The organism is Paenibacillus anseongensis, from assembly GCF_009757995.1.
In the GTDB taxonomy this organism is placed as follows: Bacteria; Bacillota; Bacilli; order Paenibacillales; family NBRC-103111; genus Paenibacillus_E; species Paenibacillus_E chondroitinus.
In genome coordinates, this window is the sequence record NZ_WSEM01000004.1 from 97095 (window position 1) to 113210 (window position 16116).

Annotated in this window: 15 protein-coding genes and 1 riboswitch; of the genes, 13 read left to right on the forward strand and 2 right to left on the reverse strand. The window is 52.8% G+C overall.

Features of this window, described 5'->3' with window-relative positions; all coding sequences use genetic code 11:
* The first annotated feature begins 32 nt into the window (after positions 1–32).
* The 6 genes from GON05_RS02500 to GON05_RS02525 all read left to right on the forward strand — a co-directional run bounded on the left by GON05_RS02500 (position 33) and on the right by GON05_RS02525 (position 7082).
* A complete protein-coding gene (locus tag GON05_RS02500; RefSeq protein WP_221435201.1) occupies positions 33–3071 on the forward strand; it encodes a HEAT repeat domain-containing protein in 3039 nt (1012 codons plus the stop codon).
* 37 nt (positions 3072–3108) lie between these two features.
* Positions 3109–3546 (forward strand): ATP-binding protein, encoded by a 438-nt coding sequence (locus tag GON05_RS02505; RefSeq protein WP_157317672.1) that lies wholly within the window; start codon positions 3109–3111, stop codon positions 3544–3546.
* Positions 3543–3878 (forward strand): STAS domain-containing protein, encoded by a 336-nt coding sequence (locus GON05_RS02510; protein ID WP_157317673.1) that lies wholly within the window; start codon positions 3543–3545, stop codon positions 3876–3878. The genes GON05_RS02505 and GON05_RS02510 overlap by 4 nt, the downstream gene beginning before the upstream one ends.
* A 51-nt stretch (positions 3879–3929) precedes the next feature.
* Complete coding sequence (locus tag GON05_RS02515; protein ID WP_157317674.1) at positions 3930–5306, forward strand: PP2C family protein-serine/threonine phosphatase; 1377 nt, start codon at positions 3930–3932, stop codon at positions 5304–5306.
* A gap of 129 nt (positions 5307–5435) precedes the next feature.
* Positions 5436–6338, forward strand: a complete 903-nt coding sequence (locus GON05_RS39175) for an eCIS core domain-containing protein (RefSeq protein WP_157317675.1) — start codon at positions 5436–5438, stop codon at positions 6336–6338.
* A 222-nt stretch (positions 6339–6560) separates the two neighbouring features.
* Positions 6561–7082, forward strand: coding sequence for a YbjN domain-containing protein (locus tag GON05_RS02525; RefSeq protein ID WP_157317676.1), 522 nt, complete (start codon positions 6561–6563; stop codon positions 7080–7082).
* 279 nt (positions 7083–7361) lie between these two features.
* Here GON05_RS02525 and GON05_RS02530 read toward each other — a convergent pair whose 3' ends face one another.
* Both GON05_RS02530 and GON05_RS02535 read right to left on the reverse strand, forming a co-directional pair.
* Positions 7362–8048 carry a hypothetical protein gene (locus GON05_RS02530; protein WP_157317677.1) on the reverse strand — a complete coding sequence of 229 codons (687 nt, stop codon included), beginning with the start codon at positions 8046–8048 and terminating at the stop codon, positions 7362–7364.
* A 167-nt stretch (positions 8049–8215) separates the two neighbouring features.
* Positions 8216–9199 carry a bile acid:sodium symporter family protein gene (locus GON05_RS02535; protein WP_157317678.1) on the reverse strand — a complete coding sequence of 328 codons (984 nt, stop codon included), beginning with the start codon at positions 9197–9199 and terminating at the stop codon, positions 8216–8218.
* Positions 9200–9358: 159 nt separating this feature from the next.
* Positions 9359–9457: riboswitch (TPP riboswitch) on the forward strand.
* 143 nt (positions 9458–9600) lie between these two features.
* Between GON05_RS02535 and GON05_RS02540 the strand changes: the two genes are divergently transcribed.
* From GON05_RS02540 to thiC, 7 genes are all read left to right on the forward strand, one after another.
* Positions 9601–10248: a DUF561 domain-containing protein gene (locus GON05_RS02540; RefSeq protein ID WP_157317679.1), complete on the forward strand. Its 648-nt coding sequence runs from the start codon at positions 9601–9603 to the stop codon at positions 10246–10248.
* Positions 10232–11419, forward strand: a complete 1188-nt coding sequence (gene thiO, locus GON05_RS02545) for a glycine oxidase ThiO (protein WP_157317680.1) — start codon at positions 10232–10234, stop codon at positions 11417–11419. The genes GON05_RS02540 and thiO overlap by 17 nt, the downstream gene beginning before the upstream one ends.
* The gene (thiS, locus tag GON05_RS02550) at positions 11403–11606 is read left to right on the forward strand and encodes a sulfur carrier protein ThiS (protein WP_157317681.1); all 204 of its coding nucleotides are present in this window, start codon (positions 11403–11405) and stop codon (positions 11604–11606) included. The genes thiO and thiS overlap by 17 nt, the downstream gene beginning before the upstream one ends.
* A 6-nt stretch (positions 11607–11612) precedes the next feature.
* Complete coding sequence (locus GON05_RS02555) at positions 11613–12380, forward strand: thiazole synthase (protein ID WP_157317682.1); 768 nt, start codon at positions 11613–11615, stop codon at positions 12378–12380.
* 342 nt (positions 12381–12722) lie between these two features.
* Positions 12723–13592, forward strand: a complete 870-nt coding sequence (gene thiD / locus GON05_RS02565) for a bifunctional hydroxymethylpyrimidine kinase/phosphomethylpyrimidine kinase (protein ID WP_157317684.1) — start codon at positions 12723–12725, stop codon at positions 13590–13592.
* Entirely contained in the window at positions 13589–14239 is a 651-nt protein-coding gene (gene thiE, locus GON05_RS02570) for a thiamine phosphate synthase (RefSeq protein WP_157317685.1), read from the forward strand. Before thiD ends, thiE begins: the two co-directional genes overlap by 4 nt.
* Positions 14240–14276: 37 nt before the next feature.
* On the forward strand, positions 14277–16064 hold the full coding sequence (thiC, locus tag GON05_RS02575) for a phosphomethylpyrimidine synthase ThiC (RefSeq protein ID WP_309492548.1): 1788 nt from the start codon (positions 14277–14279) through the stop codon (positions 16062–16064).
* The last annotated feature ends 52 nt before the right edge of the window (positions 16065–16116 follow it).

The following is a 16116-nucleotide window of genomic DNA, read 5'->3' on the forward strand; positions in this document are numbered from 1 at the left end:
CTGATGATATGCAAGGAAGCTTAACCAGATGGATGGGACTGCGGACGGAAGATATCCGAAAGCTGTGGATGATGCTTCCGATCTTTTATTTTAGCGGGATTGCGGAGTCATTGAACTATACGGCATTCATGGCCCTTTTTAACCAAAGATTCGGCGTGCAGTATTTGCCCTACATCTATATTGCCGAAGCGGCCATTATGCCTCTGGAGGGTTGGTTGCTGGCAAAGCTGGCCAATCGATTGCCGAAGGCCAAATTGATGACGACGCTCTATCTGTTGATGATCGGTTTACTGGTGTTGAACGGTGCGGTGCTGCTGGGCTTCAAGCTGGGCGGCATTGACTTCCGCTATTATTATCCAATTATGTTCATCTCCTCCAACTTTGTTGTCAGGCAGCTGACGCTGCTCTTGTGGAGCACAGCTTTTGACTTATGCCCTACGCAGCAGGCCAAAAGATTGATGCCGGTGTTCATCGCGTCTACGACGACAGGTGGAATTACCGCCGGCTTGCTCGCTCATCAAATCGGCAAGCTGCTCGGGACGGAAGCCGTTTATGCGCTTGCTCCGGTGTTGATGGTGTTCGGCTTCATTTTTTTTCGGAAGGCGCTCGCGCGCTACTTGGTGCCTTTAACGTTAAAAGAAGATCTGCGGCTGAAAAGCCAGAGTGGAACGATTCAGGCAGAGGAAGAAGAACAGCAGCTGCCTGCCGGCTACTATGCCAAGCAGATGCTTCGCAGTCCGTTCCTATTGTGCGCAGTTGCGCTAATGACGCTGATGCCGGCCGTGTATTTCATGATCGAGTATCAGTACTTTACCGCGGCGGAAGCCAATTTTCCACTTGAGGGCGATTTAACCTCTTTTTACGGCTTAATTACGGCTATTCAATTCACGTTCTGTCTTTTGCTGCAGACGGTGTCTACACGCTTAATGAACTGGTTGGGCGCAAGCAATATGCTGCTCGCCATCACCGTTGTGTTCTTCGGCGGCTTCGGACTTACGGCCTTATTTATGAATCAGTCCCTTGGATTGGCGCTGGTTTCGGGTTCCTATGCCGTCTTCTATATTTTGCTGTATTACATTGCAGAACCTTGTTATCAGCTTTTTTTCAAAATGATGCCTATCTCCAAAAGGGACGGATATCGTTATTTTGCTCAGGGTGTCGCTGCCTCAGGCGGAATATTGATTGGCTCCTTGCTGTCGCTGCTGCATTCCTTCGGCTTGATTCAGCTGTCGCTGCTAGCTTGGCTAGGCGTAGGTTTGGCAGTTATTCTCGTCATTGTCGCTTGGTACGGCAGGCACTTATACATCCGCGAGCTGGTTAAAAGTGTGCAATCGCTGCACGCTGATTTGTCTGATATAGCGGAGTCCTTTATTGGGGGCATCCGCAGTTCCAAGGCGCTTTCCTCCATGCTGGGTTACTTGAAGCATCCGAACGATTATGTTCGGGAACTGGCGCTTGAAGTCATCGGGAAGGCGAAGGATTCCGCGTTTCTGCCCCATTTGATCGGGATGATCGGGGAAGAAAGCTCACGCATCCGCATAGCTGTGCTGCGCGCGATGAATCTCCAAAGCGCTACGATTCAAGATCTCGTACAGGTTGCGTCTTTCCTTGAGGACGAAGACCCGGAGGTGCGCGCGGAAAGCGTGAAACTGATTTCGAAAGCAACGCATCTTAAGAGCCAGTCGCATTTTTTCATTCGCGTCAAGCTATTGGATAACCATCCGAGGGTTGTACATGAAGGAGTTAAGGCGCTTTACTCGCTCGAAAGCGAAGAAAGCTATCAAGCCTGTGACGAGGCGATTATCAAAATGCTCGATAACGGCGGCGAATGGGCTGTCTATGGCTGCCATACCGTAGCGGATCTGAAGCTGGATAGCTATTCCGCTTGGGTGTTGTCGCTGCTCGATGATCATCGGCCCGCGGTTAAAGTTGCCGCTGCGGCCTGTCTCGGTAAGCTTAGCCACGTCGAGGCGATTCCGATTCTTCTGAACATGGTGCCTTTGGCGGATCAGGAGCTGCGTAAAGCGATTCTTCAAGCCTTGGTCGATATGGGCGATAAAGCATTGCCGACCCTGTCGGGCAGCCTGAACCATGCGAATCCTTTCATCTGGAACGCAGCCGTTACAGCTCTGGCAGAGCTGCTCGATGAAAATAAACTGAGAACGCAGCTCGTTGACCCTTGCGTAAATCGCATGCTAGCTTCGACGCAGGAACGGGCTTTGTCGGAAGCCCTGCTCCAGCTGGGCATGAAGGGATTAGCAGAGCTTGCGAATCAACGGTGCGCTGAGCTGCACAATGCGCTTGTCGGAGGGGCTTGGGCCGTTATGGCCAAGTTCGTAGACGAACGTGTTGTGGCGACGCTGCGCGAAGCAACGAAGGACGAGAACGAAGAGGTCCGCGAGAATGCGCTTGAGGTACTGGCCGAGGGGCTGGGGGACCGTAAATTGGCTTTGGCCCTGCTGGAATTATTGAAGCAAGGAACGGCCAGCAGCGATACAGCGACGACCGAGCCGCTCAAGTTACTGCAAGAAGCTGCGAGATGGTCGGACGATTGGCTGAAGGATATTGCGGTTTACGCATTAAGTTCACTGGAGCGTGATGGGATGAGAGAAGAGCGCAAGTTTTTGACCATGCTGGATAAAGTTATTTTCTTGAAGCAGGTATCCTTATTCGCCGATTTGTCAGTGGATGAACTGGGGTTAATTGCTGGTATTGCGACGGAAGAAGTCCACGAAGACCTGACCTATTTACTGCGCCGGGGGCAAAGCAATTCAGCGATGTATTTAATCATTGAGGGCAACGTTGAGCTGAGCAATGAGACTGGTGTAGGCGAGACAGTAACAATTGGTGTTCTGGGACCCAAACAACCATTTGGGGAAACAACGGCTCTGGACGGATCGCCTTCTGCAGTTACAGCTCAGGCTATTTTCGATGAAGTGCGAGTGCTTGCGCTGCAAGGTGAAAGTCTTTCCCGACTGGTGAGGTTGTATCCGGAGATCGGTATCGGCCTGCTGCATGCCTCAAGTGCCCGTGTTCGCTTGCTGGAAAATATGCTTTTGAAAATGGCTTAAATGGGCTAGGCGGATAAGCAGAGAGGGCGGGACGAACGTGTCAGTAGAGACCATCGTGTTAAGCAATGATCTGAAGGAGCTTGAGCGGTTAGGCGCATTCTTAAAAGGGCTGTCACCCGCGATGGGCATGGATGATCAGACGTTATTCCAATTGAATTTGGTTTGCGACGAGCTGATAACCAATGTCATTCTCTATGGGCACCCCCCGGAGGAGCGAGGTATGCACACGATCCGTCTCGACATCGGGGCTGCTGCAGATGGCTGGGAGCTTTGTCTGACGGATCGCGGAGTGCCTTTTAATCCGCTGCTCAAGGCAAGCCCCCGGGTTGACCTTAGTATGGACGAGCGTGGGATCGGCGGTCTGGGCATTCACTTTGTGAAACAAGTGATGGATGATATCCGCTATGAGCGTCTGAACGAAGAGAATATACTGATGATGACAAAACGCCGAATTCAGAAGGAGGGAATATCATGAATGTAACTGAGAGCATACAGGGGGACATTGTCCTGTTGAGCTTAAATGGCAGACTGGATGCCAATACGTCCGCGAGCTTGGAAGCCGCTTTCTCTAAGTTGGTCGAGCAGGGGAAGGGCAAGTTTATTTTTGATCTGCAGGGGCTTGACTACGTCAGCTCCGCAGGACTTAGAAGCTTGTTATCCGCAGCGAAAATGATCAAGGTCATCCAAGGTAAGTTGGCACTTGTGCGCATGAATGAGAATGTCAAAGAGGTTTTCGATATGTCCGGGTTTAGTTCCATTTTTTCGATTTATGACAAGGAAGATGATGCGATCCATGCCATTTCCTAGCCGAACGAGTAAGTGTGAAGGCCGAGCCCAAGAACTGGGGAGGCGTACGAAATGAATATCGTCGTAGGTGCTCTTCTTCTTGTTTGCTTGGTGATTGGCATCGTATGGCAGCTTAGCGAACGAAGGCGCAAGACGGCTGATCTGGAGCTTCAGCGGACGATGCAGCTGTTCGATGTCAGCTTGGAAGTGAACTCGACGATTCACAAACAGGATTTGCTGATCAAAATCATGGAGACCTCCTCCCGCATCATGAATGCAGAAGCTTCTTCCGTCATCTTGGTCGATGAGGAAAAAGATGAGCTGTTTTTCGACCTTGCGCTTGGTGAAAAAGGCGATGAAGTCCGCGAAATTCGCCTCAAAATCGGCGAAGGTATCGCCGGCTGGGTGGCCCAGACCGGCCAATCGGTCAAAATCGACGATGCGGCTCAGGACGAACGCTGGTCCTCGAAGGTCGCCAAACGTGTCGATTACCCGACGCGTAACATGCTTTGCGTGCCGCTGGTGAGCAAAGGTAAAATTATCGGCGTTCTGCAGGTGCTGAACAAGCGCGAGGATGTGCATTTTACCGACCGTGATTTGCAGCTACTAGAGTCCATTGCTTCTCCAATCGCGGCATCTTTGGAGAATGCCATGCTCTACGACGTTTTGGAGAAGACGACGGCCGCCAAAGAACGAATGGAAAGCGAATTGCGCATCGCAACCAACATTCAAATGGGCTTCTTGCCACGTCAAGGCTTGTACATGACGGCGGAGGCCAATGAAATTACGGCGGAAGCAAGGGCTTTTATTCGTCCGGCACGTGAGGTCGGCGGCGACTTTTACGATTATTTTCGACTTGGCGACGATAAGCTGTTTTTCGTTTTGGGGGATGTATCGGATAAAGGGATTCCTGCGGCGTTGTTCATGGCGGTTACGATGACCTTGCTCAAGGGGAAAATGAGCCCGGATATGTCACCTGGAGAGCTGCTTACAGCCGTGAATCAAGAGTTGTACAAGGACGATTCGACGATGTTTGCGACGATTTTCTGCGGGGTGCTTCATATAGGCACAGGGCGTCTGCAGTACAGTGACGGCGGTCATTGTCCGCCATACATTGTCCGTGGTAACGGCGATGTGGAGCAGCTGAAGGGGAAAAAGGGACTTCCGCTTGGCGTAATGGATGACATGCTTTATGTGGATAACGAAGTGACGCTTGTCCAGGGTGACCGCCTGATCATGTATACGGATGGCATTACAGAAGCAGAAAACCGGCAGCAGGAGCAATACGGCTTCTCGCGACTTCATGAGCTTTTACAAAAGGAGTTGTCGAGCCAGCCGGCACAGCTACTGGAACAGATGACCCAGGATGTCGACCGCTTCGCCAATGGCGCTATCCAATCGGATGATATTGCCGTGCTCATTATAGATCGAAAACCAAACAAAATGTAACCTCAAAAATCAGCAGGTATGATATAGTGAAAATTAGAAGACATCATGCGCTTAGATACGGATAATGATGGGGCGCAAGCCGTCAATTGATGGCATTTTACTTAGTACTACCATTCTAGGAGGGTTCATATGCCAATGCATCTATCGCGTATCAACAGGCAGCCAGATACTTCCCTGCACAATCATCGTAATAAGAGTCATTCACAAGGGCAGTCTGCAGGAGCAGATCTCATGAATATACAACGGGCTATTGGGAATAAAGCGGTAGGCAGCATGCTGTCCATACAGACGAAACTGACGGTCGGGCCGGCTGGAGACGCTTATGAACAAGAGGCGGATCAAGTTGGCAAAGAAGTGGCGGACAAAATCGCAGCCTCGGAAAATAGCGGGGCGTCCGCTGATGTGCAGCGGAGCGAAAGTGGAGAGTCGGAAGAGGAAGAGCTGCAGATGAAGCCGTCCTCGGAGACGATCCAGCGGAGCGAAGGCGGAGAGATGGAAGAGGAAGAGCTGCAGATGAAGCCATCCTCGGAGACGATTCAGCGGAGCGAAGGCGGAGAGATGGAAGAGGAAGAGCTGCAGATGAAGCCATCCTCGGAGACGATCCAGCGGAGCGAAGGCGGAGAGATGGAAGAGGAAGAGCTGCAGATGAAGCCGTCCTCGGAGACGATCCAGCGGAGCGAAGGTGGAGAGATGGAAGAGGAAGAGCTGCAGATGAAATCGTCTGACGGCGAAGCGTTTGAAGCCGATGCTTCCATTGAATCGGAGATTAAATCCATGCAAGGCAGCGGCAGTAAGATGGACGCGCAAATACAGGCTAAGATGGAATCTGCCTTTAATGCGGATTTCAGCAATGTGAACATCCATAATAATCCACAGTCATCGAAGATGAATGCTTCGTTAGGCGCGGAAGCTTTTGCGACAGGGAATGATATCTTTTTCCGTGAAGGACGCTATAACCCGGATTCGCGCGAAGGTCAGGAGCTGCTCGGACATGAGTTAACGCATGTCATCCAACAGCGAGGCGGCAAATAAAGTGAATCTCGTATAAGCAACAGGGATAATGATGTCGCCTGTTGCTTTTTCGCGTACGGGAGTGGGTGAGTGTATCCCGTTCGCATTTGCGCAGAAGCCTTGGGAAGAAGTATATTTGCTTTTGAGGAAGTTAAAAATGAGCAGATTAAAAGATAAGCAGATAAGTAGATTAAGCAGCCTGGTTAACGTATTGGGCATAAGAAAGTAGGAGGGCGGACGGATATGCTGCCAGATCATGTACACGCGCGTCATTTCGCGCAGTTAGGGCTTTTAAAAGAGATTTTGGATGAGACAGGCCTTGCCACCAATTTGTTGGAGAAATCAGACGCGATTCCGCTTCACGTGCTGATGGCCGGTTTTCAGGAGGATAAAAAGGAGCGAGAACGTTTCCTGCACTTTAGCTTTTTACCTTTGAACGACGAAGAGATCGCTGCGATTCAGCTGCTGCAAATATACAGTACGCTTCCTTTTCACCTTGAAGAGGGGAAGCGCGAAGAGGTTGCCGCCTTGCTGCTTGAGATCAACACGCGGTTGCCGATTGGCCATTTTGGCATTAATGAGCATAATGAGCTGCATTACCGCTATGTGTACAGCATCTCGGCTGCGCGTTCTTTTGATAGTGAGGAAGTGCTGGAGATTTTAAGCTTGTTCGTTTATATGTGTGATATGTTTGCCGATCACGTTGAGCTGGTGGCCAGCGGTGAAGCGAATGCCGAGCAGGTTGTTCAGGCACTCAGAGGTTAACCATCAACGCCGAAAAGGGCTGTCCCGGGTGTAGAGAAATCTACCGACGGGAGGCCCTTTTTTCGTTCGGGTTAGTCTTAGGGGAACTGGAGTCCGCTATTTGTGCGGAATAGCGCCATTCCCTGTCTAAGCGGAACTACAGGGCCTTATTTGCCCGTTGAGCCGCATATTTAGCCTAAAAGTGGCGAAATAGAGGACGCCAGTTCCCACTTACCATCCAAAAGATGGCCTTTTGGATGATTAACGGCCTGAAGTTCCTCTAAAGATGAGATCTCGGAGTTACTTCACTCTCTCCTGCAAAAGCTCCACAAGCTGTTTGCCCGGATCTTTCATCATTTGCCCGCCATTGCCACCGGCAGGACGATTGCCGCCGTTGCCGCCGTTCCCGCGAGGCTGTTTCCCAGCGTTCGCGCCGTCTGAACCGGCTGCTGCATTCGGTGAAGACGAAGGGGCAGGTGCGCCTGAGGCGTCCGGTTTCGTGCCTTTTTGCCCATTGAAGTTGCCACGCGTGCCATCGCCTGGATTGCCGCCGTTACCTCCTTGTCCTCTTCCACCGCCATTGCCCATATTCGCCATCTTGCTCGCAGCGTCGTCGATGAACTTCTTCTGCGCATCCGTCAGCTTCTCGAGCAGCTTCGTTTTGTTCTCGTCGCTGAGCTCAGCTTTGGTTTCGATGTCCTGCGCAACAGGCAGCATGACTTGGGCTTGGTCCTTAGTAATCGCAAGTCCTTCAGCTTTGTCCATCATGAGCAGCGTTTGGAAGGTGCTGAACAACTGTCTCTGCGCCTGACTCATCGCGGGACGGTTCTGCCCCTGCTGTTTCGCATCCGGTGAAGCTTGTGCGCTCGCTTGAGGTTGTGCTGTACTTGCCGCTGCTTGCTGAGGGGAAGCTTGGTTGCCGCAAGCGCTGAGCAAAGCGGGAAGAAGGATGCATAAGCCGGCTATTTGTTTCATTTTAATTTTCATATGTCTATGTACCACTCCTGTCGATAATCTTCCATTTCATTTTCATTGTACGGCTCAATTATGAAAAAAAAGAGAAGGGAAGCTGAATAGGAGATAAATGTTAGCTTAAAAATGGCTGAGTGTGTAAAAGAGCATGCAAAAAAGAAGCTGCACAGGCAGCTCCTCCATTAAACTTGTTTGGCTCGATTCACAGTTAGATTAGGTCTATCGCTTTTCAAAGCGTATTTTCTGTTTAATAAAAAACCGAATAACGACGCCAGCGACTGCTGGAACAGCATCCCGAGCACAACGGGAATCGCCACCGGAGGCGGAAAGTACGCTACAGCAAGCACGGCGCCGGCGCTAATATTCCGCATCCCGCTGTTAAATGTAAGCGCCACAACGACATCCTGCTCCCACTTCATCAGCTTGGCGACGATCCATCCCAGGATGTAGCCGAGAGAAGCGAGGGCTAGTACAAAACCGGCCAAACCAAGCAGTTTGGCATTAAAATCACGCAAGTATGGCGCGATAACAGAGCTGTTAATTGCGACAACGATGCCCATGCATATTTTCGAAAAAGGACCTAGACGGCCGCTCCACTGCTCTTTGATTTTGCCTTTCGTCCATTGATTAAGCAGCATGCCCAGTAAAGACGGGACGACGATCATGAAGAATAGACCTTGCATCATGGCAAAAGTGTCCATCTGGACTTTCGTACCGACCAGTGCAGAGAGTGTATAGGGCACAACAAACGGTGAAAGAACGGTATCCATGAGAATAATGGATAGGGTCAGCACGATGTTTCCCCGATAAATGGCGACCCACACGAAGCTTGTAATCCCTGTTGGAATGGCTGCAGCCAGAATGAGTCCTGTGATGGTTAACGGTTCCGAGCTGTAAACGGCGTGACCGAGTCCAAGCGCAAGCAGCGGCATACCGACATGTAAAATTAGCAGGGTAGCGATAAGAGGGAAGGGCTGGACGATCACTTTAACAAATTCCTTGAAGCTGGAGCTGATGCTGCCTGAGAATGTCATAAAGGCAAACAGCCAAGGCGATAAGAAGGTAAAGCCGGATAAATGACTGCCGAGCAGAACACCGATAAGCACGCTGACAGGTGTGATGAGCGGCAAGATTTTTTCCAGTTGGCGATTCAATTGAGCTAGCATCTGGGTGTTCATCCTTCCTGACAATGGATAATAAAGGCCGAGAGTTACGTTCTCCCTATTATAAGAGCTATAGCTTCGGGTGACTAGGATAAGATAGGTTGGAAATTTTTATTTCCATCGACTGGATACCGTGTTATGATAATGAACAAATGAATACGAATGTATCCCTAGGGGCGCCGCAAGGCTGAGACAGAGCAATCTGAACCCTTTGAACCTGAACTGGGTCATACCAGCGGAGGAAAGTGGAAACCGGACTTTGGCGCCTCATTTTTGCATGTTTATTATGCGGGCAACCTACAACCACTTTTCTTAGGAAAAGTGGTTTTTTTGCGTCTTGATTGCCGCACCAGGCTGCACTGCCTATCGATACATCGGTTTAAAAAGTGAGGAGGCGGGCTTCCATGTCCGAGCGCGAGCTGCATGTGATATCGAATGGCAAGTTGGCATGGAAGGAGATGGCTGCGATTGCAACCCGGATCCATCCTTATGTCACAGCCATTCATATCCGTGAGAAAAATAAGCCGATGGATGAAGTTTTTATGGGCGTACAGTATTTGTTGGAACAAGGTTTACCCGCGCAAACCCTTTGTATCAACGGTTATCCCTGGATGGCAACTGCAGCCGGACTTGGCGGTTTGCACCTTCCCGAAAGCTCTCCGCAGCTGCTGGAGATAAGAGATAGCTATCAAAGTGCGCATCGCACAGGAGTCTCTGTACATAGCACGGAGGAAGCTGTCAGACGCGAGCGCGAAGGGGCGGATTATGTCTTGTATGGGCATATTTTCGCAACGAATTCCAAGCTGGGGGTTGAGCCAAGAGGGCTTGAACAACTGGGGAATGTTGCCCGGCAGGTAACGATTCCAGTCATCGCTATCGGTGGTATAACACCTGCAAGAGTAAGGCCTGTGCTGGCTGCAGGAGCTTCCGGCATCGCAGTGATGAGCGGCATTTGGGAGGCGGATGACCCCGTGGAAACCGTAAAAGCTTACATCCAAGAGTTGCAGCAGCAAGAAGAAACTAGAGGTGAGAGACTTGAAGCATACGAGTGACGTTATCATCGTTGGCGGAGGCGTGATAGGCGCATCGATCGCCTATCACTTGGCGAAGCGAGGCCAGTCCGTCACGTTGCTGGAGCGCAGCAGGTTAGGGACGGAGGCCTCGGCTGCCGCAGCCGGCATGCTCGGAGCGCAGTCCGAGATGGAGGACACCGGGCCCCTGTTCCAGTGGGCCCGGCAAAGCAGAGCGATGTTCCCCGAACTGAGCGGGGAACTGAAGAGCCTCACGGGCATCGACATCGGTCTCGTCCGTGAAGGGCTCCTGAACGTCGCGCTCAGCGACGCTCAGGAGCAAGAGCTGCGCGCGAGGGAGAAACTCCAGCGCACAGCGGGTGAAAGAGCGGAGTGGCTGAGCGCAGCCGCAGCCGCAGCACTCGAACCCGCGCTGAGCCGAGCGACGCGCGGAGCATTGTACCTGCCCGAGGATGGGCAGGTGGAGGCGCCGCAGCTGGCGGCGGCATTCGCGCAGGCAGCGCGGGTGTTCGGGGCGAAGCTGCAGGAATTCGCCAACGTGCAAGGGCTGCTGACGGAGCGCGATCGCGTCATCGGCGTCATGACGAGCGAGGGGCCGCTGTATAGCGAGCACGTTGTTGTGGCGGCCGGGACATGGAGCGGCCAGCTCCTCGTCGGCAGCGGGATCGACCTACCGGTGTATCCCGTGAAGGGGGAGTGCTTCTCGGTTCTCGCCGAAAAGCGCGAGCTGCAGAAAACCCTGTTCACGCCAGGGTGCTATATTGTCCCCAAAGCGGGAGGACGACTCCTCGTCGGCGCGACAGTTGTGCCGAATAGCTACGACCGCAAGGTGTCACTAGCTGGGCTCGCCGAGCTGATGGAGCGAGCGAAGCAATTAATGCCCGCAATCGTTGAAGCCGAGTGGGAGAAGGCTTGGTCAGGCCTGCGTCCGCAGACGCCAGACGGCATGCCGTACATCGGCAAAGTCCCGATGTATGAGGGCTTATTTGCGGCCTGCGGGCATTATCGCAACGGGATTTTGCTCAGCCCGATCACGGGGAAGATCATCGCTCAGCTTGTATCAGGCGAGGACGCGAGTAACTTGCAGCCGAATTTGGATGCATTCTGCCCCGATCTGTCGGGAACGTCCAAGCGCTTGGAAAGCGGGCGACTACAAGGAGAGGAGCTGCACGGTATTGAAGCTGCACATTAACGGCCAGAGCGTCGAGGTTCCGGATGCGATTCGTACGATTGAAGAGCTGCTTGCCCATTTTGAGCTGCAGGAGAAAATGCTCGTTGTCGAGCATAATCAGAACATTTTACAAAAAGAAGATCATGTGAAAACGGAGTTAGCGGAAGGACATAAAATCGAAATCGTTCATTTTGTTGGAGGGGGATAATTAACCATGTTAAAAATCGGACCATATGAATTTCGTTCAAGACTGCTGTTAGGCACAGGCAAATTCCCGAATTTTGATATTCAGAAGCAGGCTGTTGATGTGAGCGAATCGCAGATTTTGACGTTTGCGGTGCGTAGGATGAATATTTTTGAGGCGAGTCAGCCGAATTTCTTATCCATGCTGGATGTGTCGAACTTCACACTGCTGCCGAACACGGCAGGGGCCAAAACAGCGGAAGAAGCGGTGCGCATCGCCAAATTGGCGAAGGCATCCGGGCTTTGCGACATGATTAAGGTAGAAGTGATTGGCGATGAGATGACGCTGCTGCCTGACCCTGTTGAAACATTAAAAGCATCGGAGATGCTGCTTGAAGAGGGCTTCATCGTACTGCCGTATACGTCGGATGACGTGTTGTTGGCTAAGCGCCTGCAAACGCTCGGAGTGCATGCCATCATGCCGGGAGCTTCACCAATTGGCACAGGGCAGGGCATTATCAATCCGCTCAACCTGAGCTTCATTATTGAGCAAGCAACGGTGCCTGTCATCGTCGATGCAGGAATTGGCGCTCCTTCGGACGCAGCACTGGCGATGGAGATGGGCGCAGATGGCGTGCTGCTGAACACAGCGGTTTCGGGTGCCAAGGATCCGGTCAAAATGGCGTATGCTATGAAGCTCGCTATTGAAGCGGGACGCGCCGGCTTCAAGGCAGGCCGAATTCCAAAGAAACGTTATGCTTCGGCGAGCAGTCCGATGGATGGTTTTAGCCGAGTGTAGGATGGGCGGAAAGGCCGTCAACTGGCGCTGCCGCCAGCTAGCGGTCGAAAAAGGCTTTCTCGGCGGCTGGGCGGTGATCAACGGGCGAGAAGGCTGGCTCGAGAGAGCTGAAAAGGCCGACTCGGGCAGGAGAATGGTTGCTACCGCCAGCGAGCTGTCGAAAAAGGCTTTCTCGTCGGCTAGGCGGTGATTAATGGGCGAGCAGGCTGGCTCAAGAGAGCCGAAAAGGCCGTCTCGGGCAGGAGAACGGCTGCTACCGCCAGCGAGCTGTCGAAAAAGGCCGTCTCATCCGAACGGCGCTAATTGACCTAAGTTTTTAACGACATGAAAGGGGAAGCTCAGATGTCCATATATAAAGCTCTGACCATCGCCGGCTCCGATAGCGGAGGGGGAGCAGGAATTCAGGCCGATTTAAAGACGTTCCAAGAGCTGGGCGTCTACGGCATGTCGGTGATTACGGCCGTGACCGCGCAGAACACGCTCGGCGTTCAAGGCGTGTTCCCGATGAGCGCCCAGGCGGTGGAACAGCAGTTAGCGTCCATCGGAGCTGATTTGCGACCGGATGCGCTCAAAACCGGGATGTTATTCTCATCTGAAATCATCCAAATCGTAGCAGCAGCGATAAAAAGCTACAAATGGGAGAGGGTTGTCGTTGATCCCGTCATGATCGCCAAAGGCGGCGCCTCTTTGCTTCAACAAGAGGCGATAGACGCCATGATTGAGTATCTGCTGCCGCTGGCTGACGTGGTCACGCCAAACATTCCGGAAGCGGAGGCGCTTAGCGGGATATCGATCACAGATAGCGAGTCGCGTCAGCAAGCAGCAAGGATAATCCATGCATACGGCTGTCAGCATGTGATGATCAAAGGCGGTCATGAAGCGGATTCGGTTTATGCTACGGATCTGCTCTATGACGGAAAGTCGTTCACAGAGTACTCTTCCCGACGTCTACATACACCGCATACGCACGGTACAGGCTGCACGTTTGCTGCGGCAATCACTTCCGGACTTGCACAGGGTCTGGCAGCTTCTGAATCTTTGCGTTTGGCCAAAAATTTCATCCAAGCCGCAATTGCCGAACCGCTGTATATCGGAAGCGGCCATGGGCCAACGAACCATTGGGCTTACGGGCGGGGGCAAAGGCAGGAGGGCGCTGCATCCTCCAACACGGTTATAGTGAGTCACGATGTTTACGCTGGAGGTACGCGATGACGAGTGAAGAACTGCGCAAAGCGCTGCGGTTGTATTTGGTGATGGGCAGCCCGAACTGTGGAGGGGCTGACCCTTATGCGGTGCTGGAGGCGGCAATTGCCGGCGGCATCACGATGTTTCAGCTCCGCGAGAAAGGCGCCGGAGCCCTGCAAGGGCCGGCGCTGCTCGAGCTGGGCGCCCGGCTGCGCCGCTTGTGCGCGCAGCACCGGATCCCTTTCATCGTCAACGACGATGAAAGGCTCGCTCTAGAGCTGGAGGCCGATGGAATTCACATCGGCCAAGAGGACGCCCCAGCCGCCGCCGTGCGGCAGCGGCTGAAGCATATGATCGTGGGCGTGTCGGCCCACGATCTGGGGGAGGCGCAGTCGGCGCTCGCCGAAGGCGCCGACTATCTGGGCGTAGGCCCCCAATACGCCACGCGCACGAAGCTCGATGCGCGTGAGGTCCAGGGGCCTGCCATGATTGCCCGGATGCGCGAAGGCGGCATCCGGCTGCCTTTGGTTGGCATCGGGGGCATCGATGCCACAAATGCGTTGCCCGTCATCCGCGCAGGGGCGGATGGCGTGGCGGTTGTGAGCGCGATCGCTGGCGCGCGCTCCCCGCAGGAAGCGGCGTCGGAGCTGGATCGCATTTTAAAGACGCCGTAGTCGTTTATCCAATTAACTATTAAAAGGAGGTCATGATGTGACAACAAGCAATAACAGCAGCCCCGTGAAAGACGTTCAAGTTTCTACATTTCCTGGCAGTAAAAAGGTGTATCTACAAGGGTCGAGACCGGATATCCAAGTACCTGTGAGGGAAATTTCGCTCGGGACATCCACGAATATTCACGGCGACGAAGTAGCGAATGAGCCTGTACATGTGTATGATACAAGCGGTATTTATACGGATACGGAACAAAATACCAATATTCGCCAAGGGCTGCCGGCTAATCGCTTGCCATGGATTGAAGAGCGCGGGGACGTAGAAGCTTATGAAGGACGTGAAGTAAAGCCGGAAGATAACGGACTTTCGTCGCCGGATGCAAGAGGAGCTGCGGAAGTATTCCCGGGATTAAATCGAAAGCCGCTTCGAGCTAAGCCGGGTTGTAACGTAACCCAGATGCATTATGCCCGCAAAGGCATCATTACGCCTGAGATGGAGTACATTGCGATTCGCGAGAATCTGGATAGTGAGTTTGTGCGGAATGAAGTCGCGCTTGGCCGGGCCATTATTCCTTCTAATATTAATCACCCGGAAAGCGAGCCTATGATCATCGGACGCAACTTCCTAGTGAAAATCAATGCAAACATCGGAAATTCTGCGGTCGCTTCTTCCATTGAGGAAGAGGTGGAGAAAATGACGTGGGCCACCCGCTGGGGCGCAGATACGATCATGGATTTGTCGACAGGTAAAAACATACATACAACGCGTGAATGGATCATCCGTAATTCACCTGTTCCAGTAGGTACGGTGCCTTTGTATCAAGCACTTGAAAAAGTAAACGGCAAGGCTGAGGACCTCTCATGGGAAGTGTATCGGGATACGCTGATTGAACAGGCGGAGCAAGGGGTCAGCTATTTCACGATTCATGCAGGCGTGCTGCTGCGTTACATTCCGATGACCGCTCAGCGCGTAACGGGGATCGTGTCTCGTGGGGGATCCATTATGGCCGCCTGGTGTTTGGCACATCACCAAGAGAACTTTCTGTATACACATTTTGAAGAGATATGCGAAATTATGAAAGCCTACGACGTCGCCTTCTCTCTTGGCGACGGGCTGCGTCCCGGTTCGATCGCCGATGCGAACGACGAAGCGCAATTCGCCGAGTTGGATACGCTCGGCGAACTGACCAAAATCGCTTGGCGCCACGACGTCCAAGTGATGATTGAAGGGCCGGGTCATGTGCCGATGCACATGATCAAGGAAAACATGGACCGTCAGCTGGAAGTCTGCGATGAAGCACCATTCTACACGCTAGGACCGCTGACGACGGACATTGCGCCGGGTTACGACCACATCACCTCCGCGATTGGTGCGGCGATGATTGGTTGGTTCGGCACGGCGATGTTGTGTTATGTGACGCCGAAGGAGCATCTCGGCCTCCCGAACAAAGAGGACGTCCGCGTTGGGGTCGTCACCTACAAGATCGCTGCGCATGCCGCCGATCTGGCCAAAGGGCACCCGGGCGCGCAAATTCGCGACAACGCGCTGTCGAAGGCGCGCTTTGAGTTCCGCTGGCGCGACCAGTTCAATCTCTCGCTCGATCCGGAGCGAGCGGTCGAGTATCACGATGAAACGCTGCCGGCCGAGGGCGCCAAAACAGCACACTTTTGTTCCATGTGCGGACCGAAGTTTTGCTCCATGAGAATCACGCAAGATATCAGGCAGTACGCGCATGCACGGGGGCTGGATGAAGAGTCGGCGGTGAGCAGCGGGATGCTGGAAAAGTCGAATGAGTTCCGTAAAGCGGGAAACCAAATTTATAGTTAAAAATTATGGGACGTTTTGCGCCTTTCTTGGTGACAGAAACGTCCCTTTTTGC